This window comes from Aureispira sp. CCB-QB1, assembly GCF_000724545.1.
Taxonomy (GTDB): Bacteria; Bacteroidota; Bacteroidia; order Chitinophagales; family Saprospiraceae; genus Aureispira.
On record NZ_JHBV01000015.1, the window covers coordinates 1 to 18,304 of the forward strand.

Annotated in this window: 10 protein-coding genes and 1 pseudogene; 7 read left to right on the plus strand and 4 right to left on the minus strand. The window is 35.2% G+C overall.

Annotation, left to right across the window (positions count from 1 at the left end; all coding sequences use genetic code 11):
* Positions 1–1,034, minus strand: a pseudogene (locus CG11_RS06265) (hypothetical protein); the annotation flags it as partial.
* A gap of 554 nt (positions 1,035–1,588) precedes the next feature.
* Here CG11_RS06265 and tcmP point away from each other — a divergent pair.
* Both tcmP and CG11_RS06275 read left to right on the plus strand, forming a co-directional pair.
* Positions 1,589–2,734 (plus strand): three-Cys-motif partner protein TcmP, encoded by a 1,146-nt coding sequence (gene tcmP / locus CG11_RS06270; protein WP_052594241.1) that lies wholly within the window; start codon positions 1,589–1,591, stop codon positions 2,732–2,734.
* Positions 2,735–2,834: 100 nt separating this feature from the next.
* A complete protein-coding gene (locus CG11_RS06275; protein WP_255351920.1) occupies positions 2,835–3,683 on the plus strand; it encodes a lysophospholipid acyltransferase family protein in 849 nt (282 codons plus the stop codon).
* A gap of 62 nt (positions 3,684–3,745) precedes the next feature.
* Here the strand turns inward: CG11_RS06275 and CG11_RS06280 are convergent, their stop codons facing one another.
* Positions 3,746–5,365 (minus strand): LamG-like jellyroll fold domain-containing protein, encoded by a 1,620-nt coding sequence (locus CG11_RS06280; RefSeq protein ID WP_052594245.1) that lies wholly within the window; start codon positions 5,363–5,365, stop codon positions 3,746–3,748.
* 278 nt (positions 5,366–5,643) lie between these two features.
* Between CG11_RS06280 and CG11_RS06285 the strand changes: the two genes are divergently transcribed.
* Positions 5,644–6,396, plus strand: coding sequence for a LytTR family DNA-binding domain-containing protein (locus CG11_RS06285; RefSeq protein ID WP_052594247.1), 753 nt, complete (start codon positions 5,644–5,646; stop codon positions 6,394–6,396).
* A 53-nt stretch (positions 6,397–6,449) separates the two neighbouring features.
* Here CG11_RS06285 and CG11_RS06290 read toward each other — a convergent pair whose 3' ends face one another.
* The gene (locus tag CG11_RS06290; RefSeq protein WP_081909479.1) at positions 6,450–9,530 is read right to left on the minus strand and encodes a histidine kinase; all 3,081 of its coding nucleotides are present in this window, start codon (positions 9,528–9,530) and stop codon (positions 6,450–6,452) included.
* 304 nt (positions 9,531–9,834) lie between these two features.
* On the opposite strand from CG11_RS06290, the gene CG11_RS06295 reads away from it, so the two are divergent.
* On the plus strand, positions 9,835–11,502 hold the full coding sequence (locus CG11_RS06295; RefSeq protein WP_052594251.1) for a S8 family serine peptidase: 1,668 nt from the start codon (positions 9,835–9,837) through the stop codon (positions 11,500–11,502).
* A 78-nt stretch (positions 11,503–11,580) separates the two neighbouring features.
* Here CG11_RS06295 and CG11_RS06300 read toward each other — a convergent pair whose 3' ends face one another.
* Complete coding sequence (locus CG11_RS06300) at positions 11,581–12,219, minus strand: hypothetical protein (protein WP_052594253.1); 639 nt, start codon at positions 12,217–12,219, stop codon at positions 11,581–11,583.
* Between the two features lie 348 nt (positions 12,220–12,567).
* On the opposite strand from CG11_RS06300, the gene aspS reads away from it, so the two are divergent.
* From aspS to CG11_RS06315, 3 genes are all read left to right on the plus strand, one after another.
* Entirely contained in the window at positions 12,568–14,340 is a 1,773-nt protein-coding gene (aspS, locus tag CG11_RS06305; protein WP_052594256.1) for an aspartate--tRNA ligase, read from the plus strand.
* A 298-nt stretch (positions 14,341–14,638) separates the two neighbouring features.
* Positions 14,639–16,132: a T9SS type A sorting domain-containing protein gene (locus CG11_RS06310; RefSeq protein WP_052594257.1), complete on the plus strand. Its 1,494-nt coding sequence runs from the start codon at positions 14,639–14,641 to the stop codon at positions 16,130–16,132.
* 199 nt (positions 16,133–16,331) lie between these two features.
* The gene (locus tag CG11_RS06315) at positions 16,332–17,678 is read left to right on the plus strand and encodes a transposase (RefSeq protein ID WP_052594259.1); all 1,347 of its coding nucleotides are present in this window, start codon (positions 16,332–16,334) and stop codon (positions 17,676–17,678) included.
* The last annotated feature ends 626 nt before the right edge of the window (positions 17,679–18,304 follow it).

An 18,304-nucleotide genomic window follows, 5' to 3' on the forward strand; every position in this document is an offset into this window, starting at 1 on the left:
GAATAATAAAGCCTAAATCTGCTGATACAAGAGTTCGGTTTTGTCCAACGAATTGTATAACGACTGCAACCATATAAGGTATCACCTCCGTTTGATGCCGTTACTCGTATCGGCGCTACTATGTTAAATGTTGCATCGCTAATGTCTAAGATTGTCGTATTTGCTACATTGCTTGCTCGAATTAAACATGTTGTCGAAATTTGAGTAGGAACTATCCAAGAATGACTGCCATCATTGCTCGTATTACTTGTGATTGTCGTCCATGACACACCATTATCTGTACTGTATTCCAAATATACATTTGAATAAAACGTTGCAGGATTCCAAGTTATAGTTCTAGTGCAGCCAGGAAACAAGTTTTCTCCCCCATTGGGACTCAAAAGTATCGGGTCATCTGGTGTAATGGTAAAAGGCGCATCACTTTCATCCAACATACAAGTAGTCACATGGTCTCTGACACGAACTAAGCAATTGGAAGAAGGAATGTTGGGTACCGTCCAGTTATAAGTCGCAGAACCTGTTGCATAATTTACTACAATGGTACTCCAAGTTGCTCCTCCATTTGTCGAATAGTACAAATCATAAGTATTGGATGTACCTATTGCATTCCAAGTAATGGTATGTACATCTCCTCCTTTTAGTGTCTCTCCCCCGTTCGGAGCCAACACTGTGACAGGCGTATTAATCGTAAAAAAAGCATCGCTTTGATCGACAATACCTCCACTCTGTGCATCCTTTACTCGAATTAAACAGGTGCTTGATTGTACAGGTGGTACCGTCCAAGTAAAAAGACCATTGGTAGAAAGGTAATTCGTTGTTACAGAAGCCCAAATTGTTCCTCCATCTAAAGAATAATCAATATCGTAATAATCAGAGAGCGTTCCTGATGTATTCCAAGATATTGTGTATTGCTGACAAGTGTGCAAAACCTCGCCGCCATTGGGGTCAACAATAGTGATGGTCTGTGCAGACGAGACCGTTGATAAGATGAAGCAGACTATGAATATGCTCCAAAGTTTGTAAAATTGTAACATTGTGTTTGTTTGTGGTAGGTAAAATAGGTTAAATTATACTTCTAATTTTTTGGGCACTTACGTTAATAATCAACTACATTCATGAAATAAATGCCATCTAAGAGATGTATAGCCAACTAAGCAGAGTTAATCAGCAAAGTATTATTTACTAAGACTCAAAATTTTTTTAGAATTTATCTTCTGTCTATCTTTTGGGCAAAGATAGAGCATTTATTTCTAAAAATCCAGCCTAAATTTTAGATTTACACTAAATCTCTACTAAGCCTTCCTTTTCCTATCAACAACAATCAAAACCTGCTTTCAGAATTTTCTGCAACCGCTCTTTGGAAAGCAAGAAATTCTATTTTTTGAACAATTATTAGCTACACAAGCAAAAAACAAAGGTATTTTTTATTACAAAAACAAAAAAATGCATATTTTTGTTTTAATGTAATCGTTCAGAAAATTTTTAAAAATTACAATCTAGGTGTTGTGTCTACACACAACCTAACCCACAATTGGCAGTATGTTTCACTGCTTTATTCTTTTCGATACTAGCAATACATTATTATACTATGGCAACATCTATTTATCATACTAATCCTAAGAATGAACATGAGGTGCGTTCAAATATTGTCTTAAAGTATTTCTCAAAATGGTCAAAACAATTAGTTGCTACCATTAAACAGGAAAACTTAGAAGAAAAATTTGCCTTTGTTGACTTTGCGGCAGGATGGGGTATTGATAACAATGATCCAACAACAACATCCATCGTTACTCAAGTCTTAACATTAGCCGTTAAAAATCGACTTACTAGAGAGATGTTATCAGTCATAATCAATGACAAACAAGAAGAAAAAATAGCCGCAATTACAGAATCCATTACACAAATTAATCTGATTGAAACCTTCACGTTTCCTCCTTTTCTGAATTTTTCAGAGGTGGACGATAGCGTGTTAGGAAGCCTTTCTAGCATCAAAACACTTCCAACATTAGCCTTAATTGACTTGTGGAACTACGAAGGGGTGAACTGGAATTTAGTCCAAAACTTAGTGCAACATGGCAATGCGGATTGTTTGCTGTTGCTAGATTATCAAGCAATATATAAATCTATTCATAAAAAAAAGAAAGCGACTGCTCTACTCCAAATGTTTGGGCAAAGACAGGCAGATCAATTGCAAATAGCATTCAAGGATAAACCTGCTCCCCACCAAAAAGAACGATTAATTTTGAATGCATTTGAACAATGCTTAGACACCATTACATCCTCAGATTGGATGTCTCCACTTCGCTACAAGTTTTACAATACTAAAAACAAAACAAGCCACTTTTTATTTTTTCTTACTAAAAACAAGGACAACCATAGTCTCATGAGAGAAATATTTCGGATAGAGAGCCAAATTATAGAAGATGGTATTGGCAATTTGGAATTTAATCCCAACAACGGTCCTCAAAGAAAAATTACAAGCCAAACGCTTTTTGGTTCTATGTTTAATCTAGAACAAGATTTATTACGCACCTACAAATCACAAACACTTCAAATTATTGATATTTATGAGAACCATCATTCAGGAAAAGCCTTGGTCAAAAAAAACTATATTGATGCCTTATTAAATTTGGAACGTAAAAATAAAATTACAGTAACTCGAAAACGTCAGCGAATGCGACCTCTAAATGATTCGGGGCTTAATGATAGTATTTTTGTCTCTTTTAACAAGTAGTTTTTTGTTAATCTACATGATTTCTATTTACCTTCGTGTTATTCTAAAACCTACCTGTTCACTCTATTAATATGCTGTATCCATCAACTACCTAGTTTACATAGCTTTTCGGTTTTTAGTACTTCTTTTCAAATGGATGCCATTTTGGTTTTTGTATCGATTGTCTGACGTGACTTATTGGATTGTGTACAAAATAATTGGTTATCGAAAAAAGGTTGTTCGGCAAAATTTAGCCAATGCCTTTCCACAAAAAACGACCGCTGAACGCATTCTAATTGAGAAAAAGTTTTACCGTCATCTTTTTGACATACTCCTAGAAGGACTTAAAGGGTTTACACTTTCTATGGAGGAATTGCAAAAGCGGCAACAATTTATGACGCCAGAATTGCCTCAACAAATCATTGACAAAGGCAAATCTGCTATTATTGTTGGAGGGCACTATGGCAACTGGGAATGGGGTGGAATGATTGCCTCTACTCATACTAGTTCTGATGTTGTTATTCTCTACGCTCCTATTAAAAATTCTTATATTGATCAGTACGTCAAGGCTTCCCGTAGTTTGTACAATACGTATTTTTGGTCTAGCCCCAAAGCTCCAAGAGCATTCAAAGCTTATCAAGATCAAGTCGCAACTTTTGTTTTGATTGCTGACCAATCTCCTAGCAACCCTAAGCGAGCTCACTGGCTTTCTTTTTTAAATCAGGACACTCCCTTTTTAAAAGGACCAGCATCTTATGCTTTTAACTATGATATCCCTTTGCTTTTCATAGATTTTGAACGAATCAAAAGAGGCTACTACACCATGACAATATCAGTCATTACAGAAACTCCTCGAAACTACACTCCTGAAGAATTAACGACTATGTACGCCCAAAAATTAGAAGCTGCGATCATCAAATGTCCTGAATTATGGCTCTGGTCTCATAGAAGATGGAAACACAGTAGATAACAAAACAGCTTTCTCTAGAAGAAAAAGCTGCTGGTTATCTCATGGATTTTTATTTTTCCTACCTACTTAACAAATTTTCGAGTTATTACTTGTCCTTCCTTATTCAACAATCGAACAAAATAAATCCCTGTTTGTAGGTTTCTACCATCTATTGAGTGACTTGTTTCATTTATATCCTCTTGATACAATATTTGTCCACTTACATTGATGATTTGCACTTGACCATTCCACCTTTCTTCTAACTCAATATTAACGACATCTTGTACTGGATTGGGATATATTTTACAAGCAATAGAAGTTTTGGGAATTGTATGACTAGTTGAAAGTGGATACAAGGTTGTGATTTCTGCAGCACTTAATCCTCTACAATAAAAACGGACATCATCCAAACGACCACTTAATTCACGGTAAATTATTGGACCAGGATTGTAAATAGAACCTAATGTCCAAAAACTAGGAAAATTCATATTCGTATTACTTATTGCATCAGTTCCTACCAAAACATTGTCAACATACAATTTGAGTGTGTCATTAGCTCTAACAGCTACAACATGATGCCATTCACTGGTTGTTTGCGCAGAAGAATTTACAGTAGCAATGGATGTTGAGGAGGTGCGCAAAACGCAAACAAATTCTCCCGATCCATTCACTCCCATATCAACCCCACCTTGTTCTGCGCCTGTTGCTGTATGTCTTGAGGTAACAAAGTATTGAAAATTTTGAGAGGTATTGAATGAATCAACATTGACCCAATAAGAAATGCTAAAATCATTGTTTGGGTTAATTATTGGATGTGGGATATAAGTCGCTTGATCTGACCCTACACCTGCTACTTTCAGAGCATTGTTTGAATTTCCATATCTATCATTCCCAAACGTTGCCCCATCCAAAACAGCATCTCGATTGCCCTTCTGATCCTCAACACTATTGTTATCAAAAGTATATTGAGCTACTAAACAACTTGTTGTATCAATTTGGTAATACAAATCAGAGATAGCAGTAGCCGATAATGTATCTCGATAAATGCTCACATCATCTATTTTTCCTTTAAAATGATTGTTAGAAACTATATTACCTCCAATTTCGAATGGTCGACCAGACACTTCCAACACCTGTTCATTTGAATTGCTATAACTTGTTGTTGAAATTAAAACATTGTCAAAATACATTTTTAATACTTGATCAACTGCATTATGAACCACTGCTAAGTGATGCCAGCCTACTGTTAAATTAGGCGAAGACAAAATTCTAGAAACAGGCATAATGTCTCCTTTGTGCAAAAATTTAATTGTATTTCCATTTCCTCCAAATTGTATATCTGATGTAACAGATAGATTGTATTGATTATATGGACTATTCGGATTTCTTTTAACTAAAATAGTCCCAATATTTTGTCCTAAGGTATCCTCTATGTACACCCAAGTAGACAGGGTGTAACTGCCATTGAATCTAAATTCTGACGAATCTCCAAAATCAATATAATCGTCTATACCATCAAATTGATAGGCAGCATTGGGATTACCAAAACGATCTTCGGTCAGGACAGCCCCATAGACCGTACCATCATTATTTCCTATATTGTCATTGGCATTGCCTGTAAAGGAGTACGAAGAAGTTGCTGTTTGTGCAAACGCAAGAATAGACATGACTACAAAATAGGTTGTTAGGAACGCTTTTTTCATGTAAATTTAATTTTGAACTCTAAATAAGTTACTACATGGTAGTTATTATTCTTTTCTGTAGAGCTTTGTGTTAATTAATCATTGTTAGTTGAGTGGATTCTTTTACAAATTTAAGGCATCCTACTTAAGATTAATTTGTCAATTGCTGAATTGTAAATTTCAACTTCTGAATTGCACTCTTTTTAAGTTAAATGGGAAAAACTAATCTTTAAAATAAAAAAAAAGAGGCCTTTTTATTATTTTTGATTTCCCAACCAAATCATTCATCAACCCACATTATGAAAGCAGTCATTATTGACGATGAGTCAAAAGCAAGACATCTCTTATCGACCATTCTAACAGATTATTGCCCTCAAATTACACATATTGAAGAAGCCGCCAGCTTGATGGACGGCGTCCAACTGATTAGAACCTCTAAACCAAACCTTGTTTTTTTAGATATCGAAATGCCTGACTATTTAGGAATCGAAATTGGAGATTTTTTAGACGCTCATGAAATGACGTTTCATCTAATTTTCACAACAGCTTATAGCGAATATGCCATTAAGGCATTTGAGGTTAATGCCGTAGACTATTTGTTAAAACCCATTCGCCCCAAACAGATTAAAAATGCTTTAAATAAAATAGAACAAAGATCTCAATACAATACTATTGCCCAACAACTAACTACTTTGAAAGAGTCCATCCAAGACAATGCTTTCAAAAAAATTGCCGTTCCTGTCTCTTCTGGAATTTTGTTTGTAGACATCGAGGATATTATTTGTATGGAAGCTGATGGCATGTATACAAAATTGCATACTAATTCTAGTGGCACTCAAATTATCTCCAAACCTTTAAAGTATTTTGTAGAAATGTTGAGCCACAACGAGCATTTTTATCGAACACATCGTTCCTTTTTAATCAACATTCGCTTTGTACGACAATACATCAAAAAAGATGGTCATAGCATTTTGTTAGAAAAAAATATAGAAACACCACTTTCTAGAGATAAAAAAGAACCTTTTTTGGAGATCATCAATCGAATGACTTAAGTTTGAACTCTAACCACATTGTTGTAATATTTCATTGTGTACCAACAAATCAACTACATTTTTATAGGAATACTTATCCGAACTTCTGTTCCTAGTGGCTCTCCATTATCATCAACCAAATCAATAATTTTAGCTTTGATAGAGTTGGGTTGCCCATAATTCAGCAGTTCTAACCTAGAGTTATTGGCGACCGTAGCAAAAGATTTGTGCCGATTCATTCTTTGCTTGGTATACCGAGCCGCCGCAGCTCGACCAATGCCATTGTCTCGAATAATAGCTAAAATAGAGTTGGTGCTACCTTGCTCAAAAACTATTTCAAGTTGCTTAGCGCCCTTCTTTCGAAATAAACCATGCTTAATAGCATTCTCAACATAAGGCTGTACCAGCATCGTTGGAATTTCGATGTTATAACTATCTATAGTGTCAGCAAACCTGATGGAGTAACTAAAATCTTCCTCCATCCTAACAGCTTCCAGTTCTAGGTAAAGTTGAAGAGAATCAACTTCTTCTTTTAGAGAGAGTTGCCCTTCTTGGCTATGATTTAGATATAGACGCATCAAATCAGAGAACATTCCCAAATAATCACTTGCCAACTCACGTTCATTTCGAATAATGTAGTCCTGAATGGAATTTAAAGCATTGAACATAAAATGTGGATTCAACTGTGCTTTTAGTGCTTTTAGTTCAGAAATTCGAATGTCCCTTTCCAAACGAGAACGCTCTAGTTTTTCCTTATTTTGAGCTTTTATTTTATTAATCTGAATTTTATAAATCCAACTAATGATCGCAATCACTAAAAGTATTATAACAGCAATAAACCACCCTTTCATATAAAGTGGTGTTCTAATGTGAAAGAGGACATTAATTGGTTTGGAACGTGTCCCATCTGCTTTCACAAAAACGGCTTGAAAAGTGTAGTTCCCAGGGTTTAGATCAGGATAATTCACTCTATTGCCCGCACTAGAGACATTATTCCAGCCTTTTTCCACGCCTAGCAAGCGGTATTCGTACCGAAAATCATTTTGGCTTCGGAAAGAAATTCCTCTAAATTGCAGTTTGAGTGTATTTTGATCATAAGGCAAGTCATAATGATTGTTGAGTGGATAAATAGAGTCGTTGATCATAATTTGAGTCATCTTCAGAACCGTTTGTTTGCCCCTTGCTTTTAAATTGACAGGCATTGAAACCAACCCTTTTCTAGTCGCTATATAGATCGTATCTTTGACAAAAGCGATATCCAGTACGTTCCAAGAAGGCAAATTATTTCCTTTGTCCCAAATTTTAAGCGAATCAGACACTAGATTATACTGAAGAATACCACTCTCGCTTACAACCCATAAAATACTATCTTTAATTTTTAGCTTTTGTATTTCATTGTAAGTCTCTATTCCGTCAATTTTTACATGTTTAATAACTTTCTTATTTTGAACACAATACATACCATCTTTTAGAGTTCCTACCCAGAAAGTAGTATCATTCAAGGCTTCCATGTAAGTTGCTATAATATCCTTTCCATTGTTATCTTTGACATCATACTGAATCCCATTCTCATAATACCTTAACCCTGTTGTAGTCCCTACCCAAATTGTATACTCAGGATGCCCCTGAAACAAGGTAGAATAGGTTCGTGTAGAACCTTTTGTTAGATAATAATGATTGTATTTTGATTGTTTTCGAGTTTTATATTTTTGCCACGTTTCTGTATTTTTCCAACTTAAAGGCAAGTGAACACTTCCTAAATTATTGGTATCGGCAGCATATAAAATCGCACCATGCCCCATTGCAACAATTACATTCCCCAAGGGATCAAAAGTCATGTCATATACGGCCGATCCTGCAAATTTTGTTGATTTAAATTCTTGTTTCGAAGGGTTAAAAATATGAGTTGCCAGTTCTGCGGCTATCCAATACTCATTTTTTTTATCGTTGTAAATAATAAACTGAATTCTCTTGTTAATTGGAAACGAATAATTGAACAAAATTTTACTGCGAATAGGATCCCAATAAACAATACTTCCATCGTCGTAGCCTAACAATAAATTTCCGTGATGATCCGCCTCAATTTGATAAATTGTTTTTTCCTCCGATAGCTTACTATAAATCCGCAATCCCAATTGAGGGACAAAAAACAAACCTTTTTCTAATGATCCAATCCAAAGATTTCCTTCTTGGTCAAAAAAAGAATCGCTTAGTATTTTCCCCTTAAAAAAGTGCTGTACAGTATTCGTTAATATATTCCAAATAAACAACCCTTCCGAAGTAGCCAAATAGAGCGTATGTTCATCAACAATTTTTATTTTATTGATAATCAAGTTCATTCCATATTGCTCTAAGAGAGGTGGAAAATGAATGGCTTTCACAGCTTTACCTTCTACAGCATAAACAAACGGAATTTTTACTCCATCTTTTAGAAATGATCCGTTGGAACTAGTCCAGTTTTTATCCATATATTTATTGACATAAATCAGTTCTAAAGTCTCGTTTTTCACAAAAGAAAACTTAGGATACCTTCTAGGAGTTGTTGTACTTGCTGACACATAAAAACATTCTGGACATTCAAAAGGTATTGTTTGTTCTTTTTCTTTGTAATAAGGACCTTTTAATCCATGCAAAAAAATCTTTTCATGATTGTTCAAAAAGTAATAAATCCCCTCCGATTTTTTCAACGTTCTTTTTTTAATATCATACAGCCAAGTTTCTGATTTAGATTCAATTTTTAATACGTCTTCTTCCAAAACCAAATCTTGAATGACTCTACCACCTCTTTTTTGTTCCCATATATCTAATAAGTGAAGTTTTTCTTGTTGAATATAGTAAATTTGTCCAGCAAAATTATGACACCAAATAGTTTGGTTGGAGTCCTCATAAATCGCTGTAATAGACCTATTTCTTGCCTCTGGCACTTTATACTTTTTAAACGCAACTCCATCAAAACTAACCAAACCTTTATCACATCCTACCCAAAGCAGACCATTGCTTGCTTCTTTGATCCAGTACACTTCATCTGATGGGAGACCATCTTCAAAAGTATAGTTAAACGTGTACATAGATTGGCCTTCAAGAGCTGACGATAAAGTAGTACAAGCCCCCCATAAAATGAGCATGCATACTCTATAACAAATTATTGATTTCATATCTAGACGTTACAGTAGACTTCTGGTCTAAAAAAAGCAGCTATTCATCTGACTTTTATTTTTTTTGAGGCTTCCTATTTGAATAGTTACTTTGAGTTTAGTATTTTAGAATTAGCTGTTCAGGCTTGCATCGAATAATAAATCTTCTTTTTACAAAAAAAATGAGTTCATCTAATAAAACCAAGCAGCACTACTAAAACATATTCAATTAATTAACAATACCTTTAACACACATTTGCCCCGTTAAAAACCAATTAGAACCATCCAACGCCAGTCATTACAAAATATTATTAACACAAAGTATATGAATATTTGTACAAATATTTTATTTCTAATTCTTTTTACTTTTTTATTTCAAGCAGAAACGGAAGCACAACGTAAATACAACATTTATTGGGTTAGTTTTAAAGATAAAAAAAACAATCCATATAGTATTTTTCACCCTCAAGAATATTTGTCTGCCAGGGCAATAGAGAGAAGAAATCGCTTTGGCATTGCTATTGATGAATCAGACTTGCCTGTCAATCCTCAATACCTAGAACCTATTCTAATCAAAGGCTTCAAGATTCATGCTACGTCAAAATGGCTCAATGGCGTCGCAGTTATCACAGAATCAGCTAGTACAGATGTCGAAGATTTAAAAAGCTTTGAATTTGTAAAGGAGGTTTTTCCTATCGGTTATAAAAGGGAACCTCAACCACCCAAATCTATTGGGCAAAGAGAATACAAAGATTCCTACAAAACCAAAAGCAATTATTATGGTATGGGCAAAAACCAAATCAATATGCTCAAAGGAGAATATTTGCACAAAATGGGTTATGAAGGGCAAGAAATGCATATTGCGATCATGGATGGGGGCTTTGAGGGCATGCCTGAAACGCCTGGTTTTGATAGCCTCTTTGTCAATCAGCAAATACTAGGCACACACGATTTTGTAGAGGGAGATGATTATGTTTTTGAGTCTTCGAGTCATGGTAGAAATGTTGCTTCTTGTATGGCTGCCAATATGCCCTATCTTTTTGTCGGAACAGCTCCCAAAGCAAAATACTACCTTTTTAAAACCGAAGATGTAAAAGGAGAATATTGGATCGAAGAATACAACTGGGTGGCAGCAATAGAACGTGCCGACCAGCTGGGTGTTGATGTCGTCAATTCTTCCTTGGGATATTATGATTTTGATGATAATGACATGGACTATGGTTATGTAGATATTGATGGTAAAACATCTGCTATGACTAAAGCGGCAAGTTTTGCAGCTCAAAAAGGCATGTTGGTAGTAACTAGTGCTGGTAATGAGGGAAATGACAAATGGAAACACATTACCGTTCCTGGGGACGCAGACAGCGTGTTAACTGTTGGTGCCGTTGACAGAGACGGCTATCATGCTAAGTTTAGTTCCTATGGTTTTGAAGAAAAACCTATTATCAAACCCAATGTCGTAGCAAGAGGCGCCATCGCTGTGGTAGCAGCTAAAAAACGTTACGATACTAGCTATAGCAATGGAACCTCCTTTTCTGCTCCTATTATGGCAGGTATGGTCAGCTCCTTATGGCAAGCATTTCCAGAACACAACAACATGGAAATTATTCATACCCTAGAAGAACATGGACATTACAAAGATAAGCCAGATAACGCTTATGGCTATGGAGTACCTGACTTTTGGGCAGCTTACAAAAGTCTTCGAAAATCTGTGGTTGAGTTGCAACCCAAACAAGCCTATTATTATCACCTTAGCAATGTAAAAGATCACTTAGATATTTTTATGTCTAATGTTAGTGCTTATAAAGCACAAGTAAGTTTGCACAATACCGTAGGCAAGTTACTACATCAAGAAACTACTATTTTTAAAACGGAATCTGATAAATTACTTTGGTACCAAACTGTTCCAAACTGGAAAGATCTTCCTGATGGTGTTTATTTTGTAACGATTGAATTGGACGGCTTTGTACTGCGTATTTTGATTACTAAATAATTCTTCACGCTAATAGAATATTAAATCATCTCGTTGAAGCATGCGTTCAACGAGATGATTTATTTAGCACTAATACAATCATTCGTGTTCAATAGGAACTTCCCAGTTTTCAATATTTTGAGCTAGTAAGAAACCAATTTCAAAAAGCTCCATAAAGTAGTTTTTGCTTTTTCTAAACCATAAGGGATCCAACGTAGTCTCATAACGTATCCGATCTTTTAGAACAGTATATAACGAACAATAATTAATTTGGGCTAACATTTTTTCTTGAATCGGTAAACTCAATATATCTGCATAAGCATAACGATGATTGCACCAAAGGGTAAACGTTTTATCAAATTCTTTATGGTACACTCTTGTTTTAGCCCCTCCAAAAAGACGACTTATTTTCTGCCCCAACGTAGCTTTCTCTAATGTTAATTTGATGTTGTTTGTGTTTTTTAGAAAGTAGAAAAACCTTATTTTCCAAATATACATATGTGGAAAATCGGCTCCTTGGTTTAGAGGGTTTTCATTATAAAGAGCTCCATTAAGCTCTTTTTTAAGTTCTAAAATAACCTTAAAAGCAATCGACGCCCTTTCTCCAGTTATTATTTTACGGTCCAATAATTCCGACTTTTTATCTTCTATGACCATGCTGTTGGGGTCCAATCCCCATGTTAACAACTCTTGGTATAAAATATCTCCAATCGCATTAAATTCTCGCTCTTTATTCATGCTTTTTATTTTAACTTCAATACAAGTTTCTTACCCTACCAACATCAAAACTTTATAAAATCGTTCACAAAATAGCTACAGTCGATTTATTTTTTAGTTTTTTGTCTTCCTTTTGGAACAAGGATTCTAATTAGAATTTTGGTTTGCTCCAAACAAATCGTTACTTTCGCAAGTCTCACAATCAAATTTATATTGATTAAAGAGTTACTAATTTGAAGTTGACTACTTAAATATAGAGTACTTCGTGTTTTTGGGTTGTCACAAAAACAAAACAGTAAATATCATGAAGTATTGCTAGTATCTTAGTTATACTAAAACAATAAAAATTAATACAACAAATAACAAACAATGTATAGAACGCACAATTGTGGCGCACTCCGCATAGAGCATGTTGGTCAAAAGGTGACGCTATCTGGCTGGTTGAACAAAAATCGTGATTATGGATCCATGACATTCATCGACTTACGAGATCGTTATGGTATTACACAATTGGTATTTAACACACAAACTAACGAAGAGTTATATAATGATGCCAAAAAATTGGGTCGTGAATATGTTTTGCGTATAGAAGGTGAGGTAGCAGAGCGTTCAAACAAGAATCCTAAAATTCCTACTGGTGAGATTGAAATTCTAGTAGAAAAATTAGAAGTATTAAACGAATCATTGACACCTCCATTTACAATCGACGAAGAAACAGACGGTGGAGAAGAAATTCGTATGAAATACCGTTACTTGGATTTGCGTCGTCGCCCTGTTCAAGAAAACTTGTTCTTTAGATCAAAAGTGGCTATTGAGACACGTAAATACTTGTCTGATAATGGATTTATTGAGGTAGAAACACCTGTATTGATCAAAAGTACTCCAGAAGGTGCTAGAGATTTTGTTGTTCCTAGCCGTATGAACAAAGGGCAATTTTATGCCTTGCCACAATCGCCTCAAACCTTCAAGCAGTTATTGATGGTTTCTGGTTTTGACAAATACTTTCAATTGGTCAAATGTTTTCGTGACGAAGACTTGCGAGCGGATCGCCAACCAGAATTTACACAAATTGATTGCGAAATGTCTTTTGTCACCCAAGAAGAAATTTTACAAACCTTTGAGGGCTTGACCAAATACTTGTTCAAAGAATGTTTGGGAGTTGACCTACCAACCTTCCCTCGCATGACCTATGATGAAGCACTAAAACGCTATGGTTCTGATAAACCAGACACACGTTTTGGGATGGAATTTGTCGAGTTTAATGATGTCGCTCAAGGTCATGGTTTTCCTGTATTTGACAGTGCAGAATTGGTAGTTGGTATTTGTGCTACAGGACAAGCTGACCAGTATTCTAACAAAGACATAAAGAAGCTAACGGAATGGATGCAACGCCCACAAATTGGCGCCAAAGGTTTGGTCTATGTAAAATATAACTTAGATGGCTCCATTAAATCATCTGTTGGTAAATTTTACACCGATGCGCAACTGATGAGTTGGTTAGAAAAAGCAGGTGCTCAAAAGGGTGATATGCTTTTAATTCTTTCAGGTGAAACGGACAAAGTTCGAGATCAGTTAAATAGCCTGCGTTTAGAAATGGGCGATCGTATGGGATTGCGTTCGGGTGGTTTCAATCCTCTGTGGGTTGTTGATTTTCCTTTGTTGGAATGGGACGAAGACTCAGAACGTTTTCACGCTATGCACCATCCTTTCACCTCTCCTAAAAAGAACGACATCGAACGCATGTTGACTGGAGATCATGATACGATGAAAGCTTTGCGTGCTGATGCTTATGACTTGGTTATTAATGGCTGGGAAATAGGTGGTGGTTCTATTCGTATTTTTGATCGAGAGTTGCAAGCCAAAAACTTTAAATTACTAGGCTTTACAGAGGCAGAAGCAGAAGAACAATTTGGTTTCTTGATGGGAGCATTCGAATATGGTGCCCCTCCTCACGGTGGAATTGCCTTTGGTTTTGACCGACTTTGTTCCATTATGAAAGGCGCAGGTTCTATTCGTGACTTTATTGCTTTCCCTAAAAACAATCAAGGACGTGATGTTATGATTGACGCACCTGCTACCATTGACGAAACACAACTAGATGAGCTAGGGATTGCTTTGTTGAAAGAGCAAACAGAAGCTTAATAAAATTAATATTTTTTTTAAACCTATCAAGTTGGCTTGATAGGTTTTTTTTATTCTCTTTAAAAAGTTAAAGGACTTGAATCATACTAAAAAATAACTTATATTTATAGGAGAGTTCATTTTAATTCTAGCTAAAAATCCCCACATAATCATTTTCAGAAACATGTAATTGGGGCTATCAAAATTCTAAAGGATAGTACTAATAACATGTTAGAAACTGAATAATTTTTATTGTTATTTTTAATACTGTTACTACATGGTTTTAACCAACTATTGTAATATCTAAAGCTAAATTAAAATGAAAAAAACATTCCTATTTTTACTAATTTTAGTAACCTTCAAACATGCCTATGCTCAAAACTATGCCTTGATATCCCCCACTCAGGAGAAACACTTCAGGCATGTGAACAACTACAATATTGGTAGTCTTACAACCATAGAGTCAATTCGAATTGACTCTACCAATCACTTGGGCAATCATACCTTTTATCGAAATCACCAAGTACTAACCCAAACTTCTTACACAGGGTCTTGCCAAATTATGGTACACGACTCATCTTGGGTCGGGCACCAAATTTTAGCTTATCCCAATGGAGATTATTTGTTTTTTAATCGCCACAACGACAGTATTCTAATAAAAACAATGGCGAACACCAACGATACATGGCGGCTCTACACCTTCCCCAATCAAGATTATATTGAAGCCAAGGTGGTTGGTGTTGTTAATAGCTCCATTTTGGGAACAATGGACAGCGTTAAAACCATTCAACTTCAAGTAAAAAATAGTTCCAATAACAATATTAATAACCCTTTTAACCAAAAAGAAATTAAATTTTCTAAGAACTATGGTTTAGTTAGCTTTTATGCCATGCCCAATTTTCCACTTGATACAAACAGTTATCATTTAGTAGGAAGTAGTGCACCTGACTTGGGTACTGTCAATGTAACAGCTAGTGATATTTTTAATTATGATATTGGCGATATTTTTCACATAAAAGACTACTACCAGAGTTCTTCTGCACCTTGGGAATATAACTATAAAAATATTCGTAAAGTTGTCTTAGACAAAGTTGTTTCAAACAATCAAGATACGTTAACTTATACGATGGCTCGTTGCCAAAATCGTTATCATAGCCAAAGCATGAGTGCTACGCCAGACACCACCATAACGGTCGATACCATTGTTGAAACGATTATCCTTTCTGAACATACCTACCTAAATCAGCTTTCTAATGAAATACGCTCAGATTCTATGAGTTATTCAACTTTCTTAATAGATCCTCCAACCAATAGAAGATCGAAGCGAGTAGACAAACAATACTATCGAGTTGGTCCCAATTGTTGGTCAGAACTAATTGGTTCTTTTGCCACCTATCACACCTATATCGAAGGACTTGGTGGCGGATACTTTGTTAATTATGGAACTGTTTTGGGGGTACAAAAATATGAATTGGTCTACTTCTCTAAAAGTGGTACGACTTGGGGCACTCCCCTAAATATTGATTGTACAGTTAATACATCTACCTCTAAACTAGCAGCGTCCTCTAATGATATCCTAGTGTATCCTGTTCCCACTTCTGATAAAGTAACAATCGAAATTCAAAACTTTTCTCAATATAAGAATTGGAGTCTAGAGTTATACGATACTACAGGAAAAATGCTCCGATCTAACTCAATAACTAGCCGTTCTATTGTATTACAAAAATTGGATTTGCCCAATGGCATTTACTTTTATAAAATTCAGAACGAAGACACAGCCCACTCTTATACTGGTAAGCTTATTTTTAGGTAGAACACATCCTCTAGTAGTTAGCTTTACTGCTACTTCGTGGTCGTTGAAACCACGCAGTAGCAGTAAAGCTAACTATTGATCCTCTACATCATTCATTTTATAAACATGAGTCATCCCGAATTTATGAGATGACAAAAAAATAAAAACTCTTGCGTAAATTTGGGATTAACGACAATTCCAAAACGACAAGAGTTTTTTTATGTATAAAACATACTTACAAGATAAAATAGAAAAAGGAAAAATAAATGGTGCCGACAATTTTCTTTTGAAAAAAAGTTCTAAATACTTAGAAGGATTACTGATAAAACTAGATGAGCAAATAGATAGCCGTTTGGTTAGAACATTTTATAATCTATTCATTTCCATACTAATATTAAGAAACAAGAGTAGCGGTTTACTTTTAAGTGAGTTAGGCGGGTACATTTGTGGATTTCGGAAGGCACCAGCAGGGACAAAGCGAATAAGCAACTTGTTAAGGAGCAAAAAATGGGAACACAAGTTAATAAAAGACTATTTGTTTGAGAAGACAAAAGAGCGTATTGCCAGCTTGCAAAAAGAAGGAAAACGCCCTTTGTTGTTATGGGATGATTCTCGTTTAGAAAAGCCAGAAAGTTGGTGGAGTGAAGGATTGTGTAGTGTCTGGAGTAGTAAAGGCAAGCGATTAACAAAAATTAAACGCGGTTTTTACCGACCACCAAGTAGCAGAATATGTGTCCCTGGCTATAAGTGGACAGCTACGATGTTGTCTTGCCTAGGAGGAGTGCCAAGTGTTTGTCAAATGACTTGGTGGACAACAAGAGGCAAGCATAAAGAACTCGCTACTAATATCATTTTTCGTATGCTAAAACGATTAAAAAAGGAATTAAATACAGGAGTTCTACATGTTTTGGATAGAGGATATGCAAATATCTGGACAGTAGAGCATATGTTACATTTCCAACAAGATTTTCTGATCCGTTGGAAGAAAAATCATCTACTTATCGCTACGAAAAAAGGAAAGAAGAAAACACATTTATTAGCCCGTTCATTTAAAGGAAAAAAACCTAGATTAATTTATGACAAGGAACGAAAAGAGCAACGTTCTGCAACTATAGCATGGGGAGAAGTCTTTCATCCAGAGTTACCCGATATTCCCTTATATTTAGTTATTCTTAGAGACAAAAAAAGACAGACTCCTCCTATTTATTTTCTGACTTCTGTAATCATTACAAATGCCAGAACTGCTTGGGAAATGGCGAATAGCTATATGCATCGCTGGGAAATTGAGCAATCTTTTCGTTTCTGTAAAACAGAGTTAGCAATGGAATCTCCTAGATTGTGGTTTTGGGAAAACAAGCTTAAGTTATTAGCTATCGTTGCTTTGGTTTATGATTTTCTTTTAACTCTACTTCGAAATTGGAGAACTTGGGTCAACCTTTTCCTCCGAAACTGGGGACATCGAACAGGAAATCGGTATAGAAATACTTCCATACCGATTTACCGTCTTAGAGCTGCCATCTCCGTTTGTATTTTTTCTCTCTTTGCTCTATTACAAAATTCGGGATGACTCATGTTTAATTGTCTCAAAGAGATATTTTTCACTCTACGTTATAGAGTAATTGTGCCAATTATATCCAAAATCGCTCTTTGCCATTTTTCCTCAATAATTTTAAGATATATTTAATAAGTCTTAAAAACGCCTATTTCGTATAGCCACAAACGCCTCATTATACGAAACTTATACTTACGTCTCAAATAACCAATGCCCAAATAGGTTGTATTTTTTTAGCTTATCAATATTAAGACTAATTATAAATAATAAAAACAACTTCTAAAATCCTTTATAAATAATTGATTTAAACTAACTTAATAAATTTTTTTATATTAAAAGTATATTTTAAAATCACTAATACTGCTCCTTTAGTTTTAACAATTTCGCAATTCAAAAGTTGTTCAAAACTTTCCTTCTATAGGCTAGAAGTTCTATGCTTTCCAAATGTTAACAAAACAGCATCCATCTCCTAATTTTCTCTTCATTTTTTGCTCTCAAAATTGCTGTCAATAGCTTGGCTTTAAATTTGACAAATTCTAATACCGGTATATGAACAGCTCTATTTTGAACTAAAAATCAATCAATTACACATAGTTCAAAAAAGAGAGATAGACAAAAATTTTTGGGACATGGTTTTGACT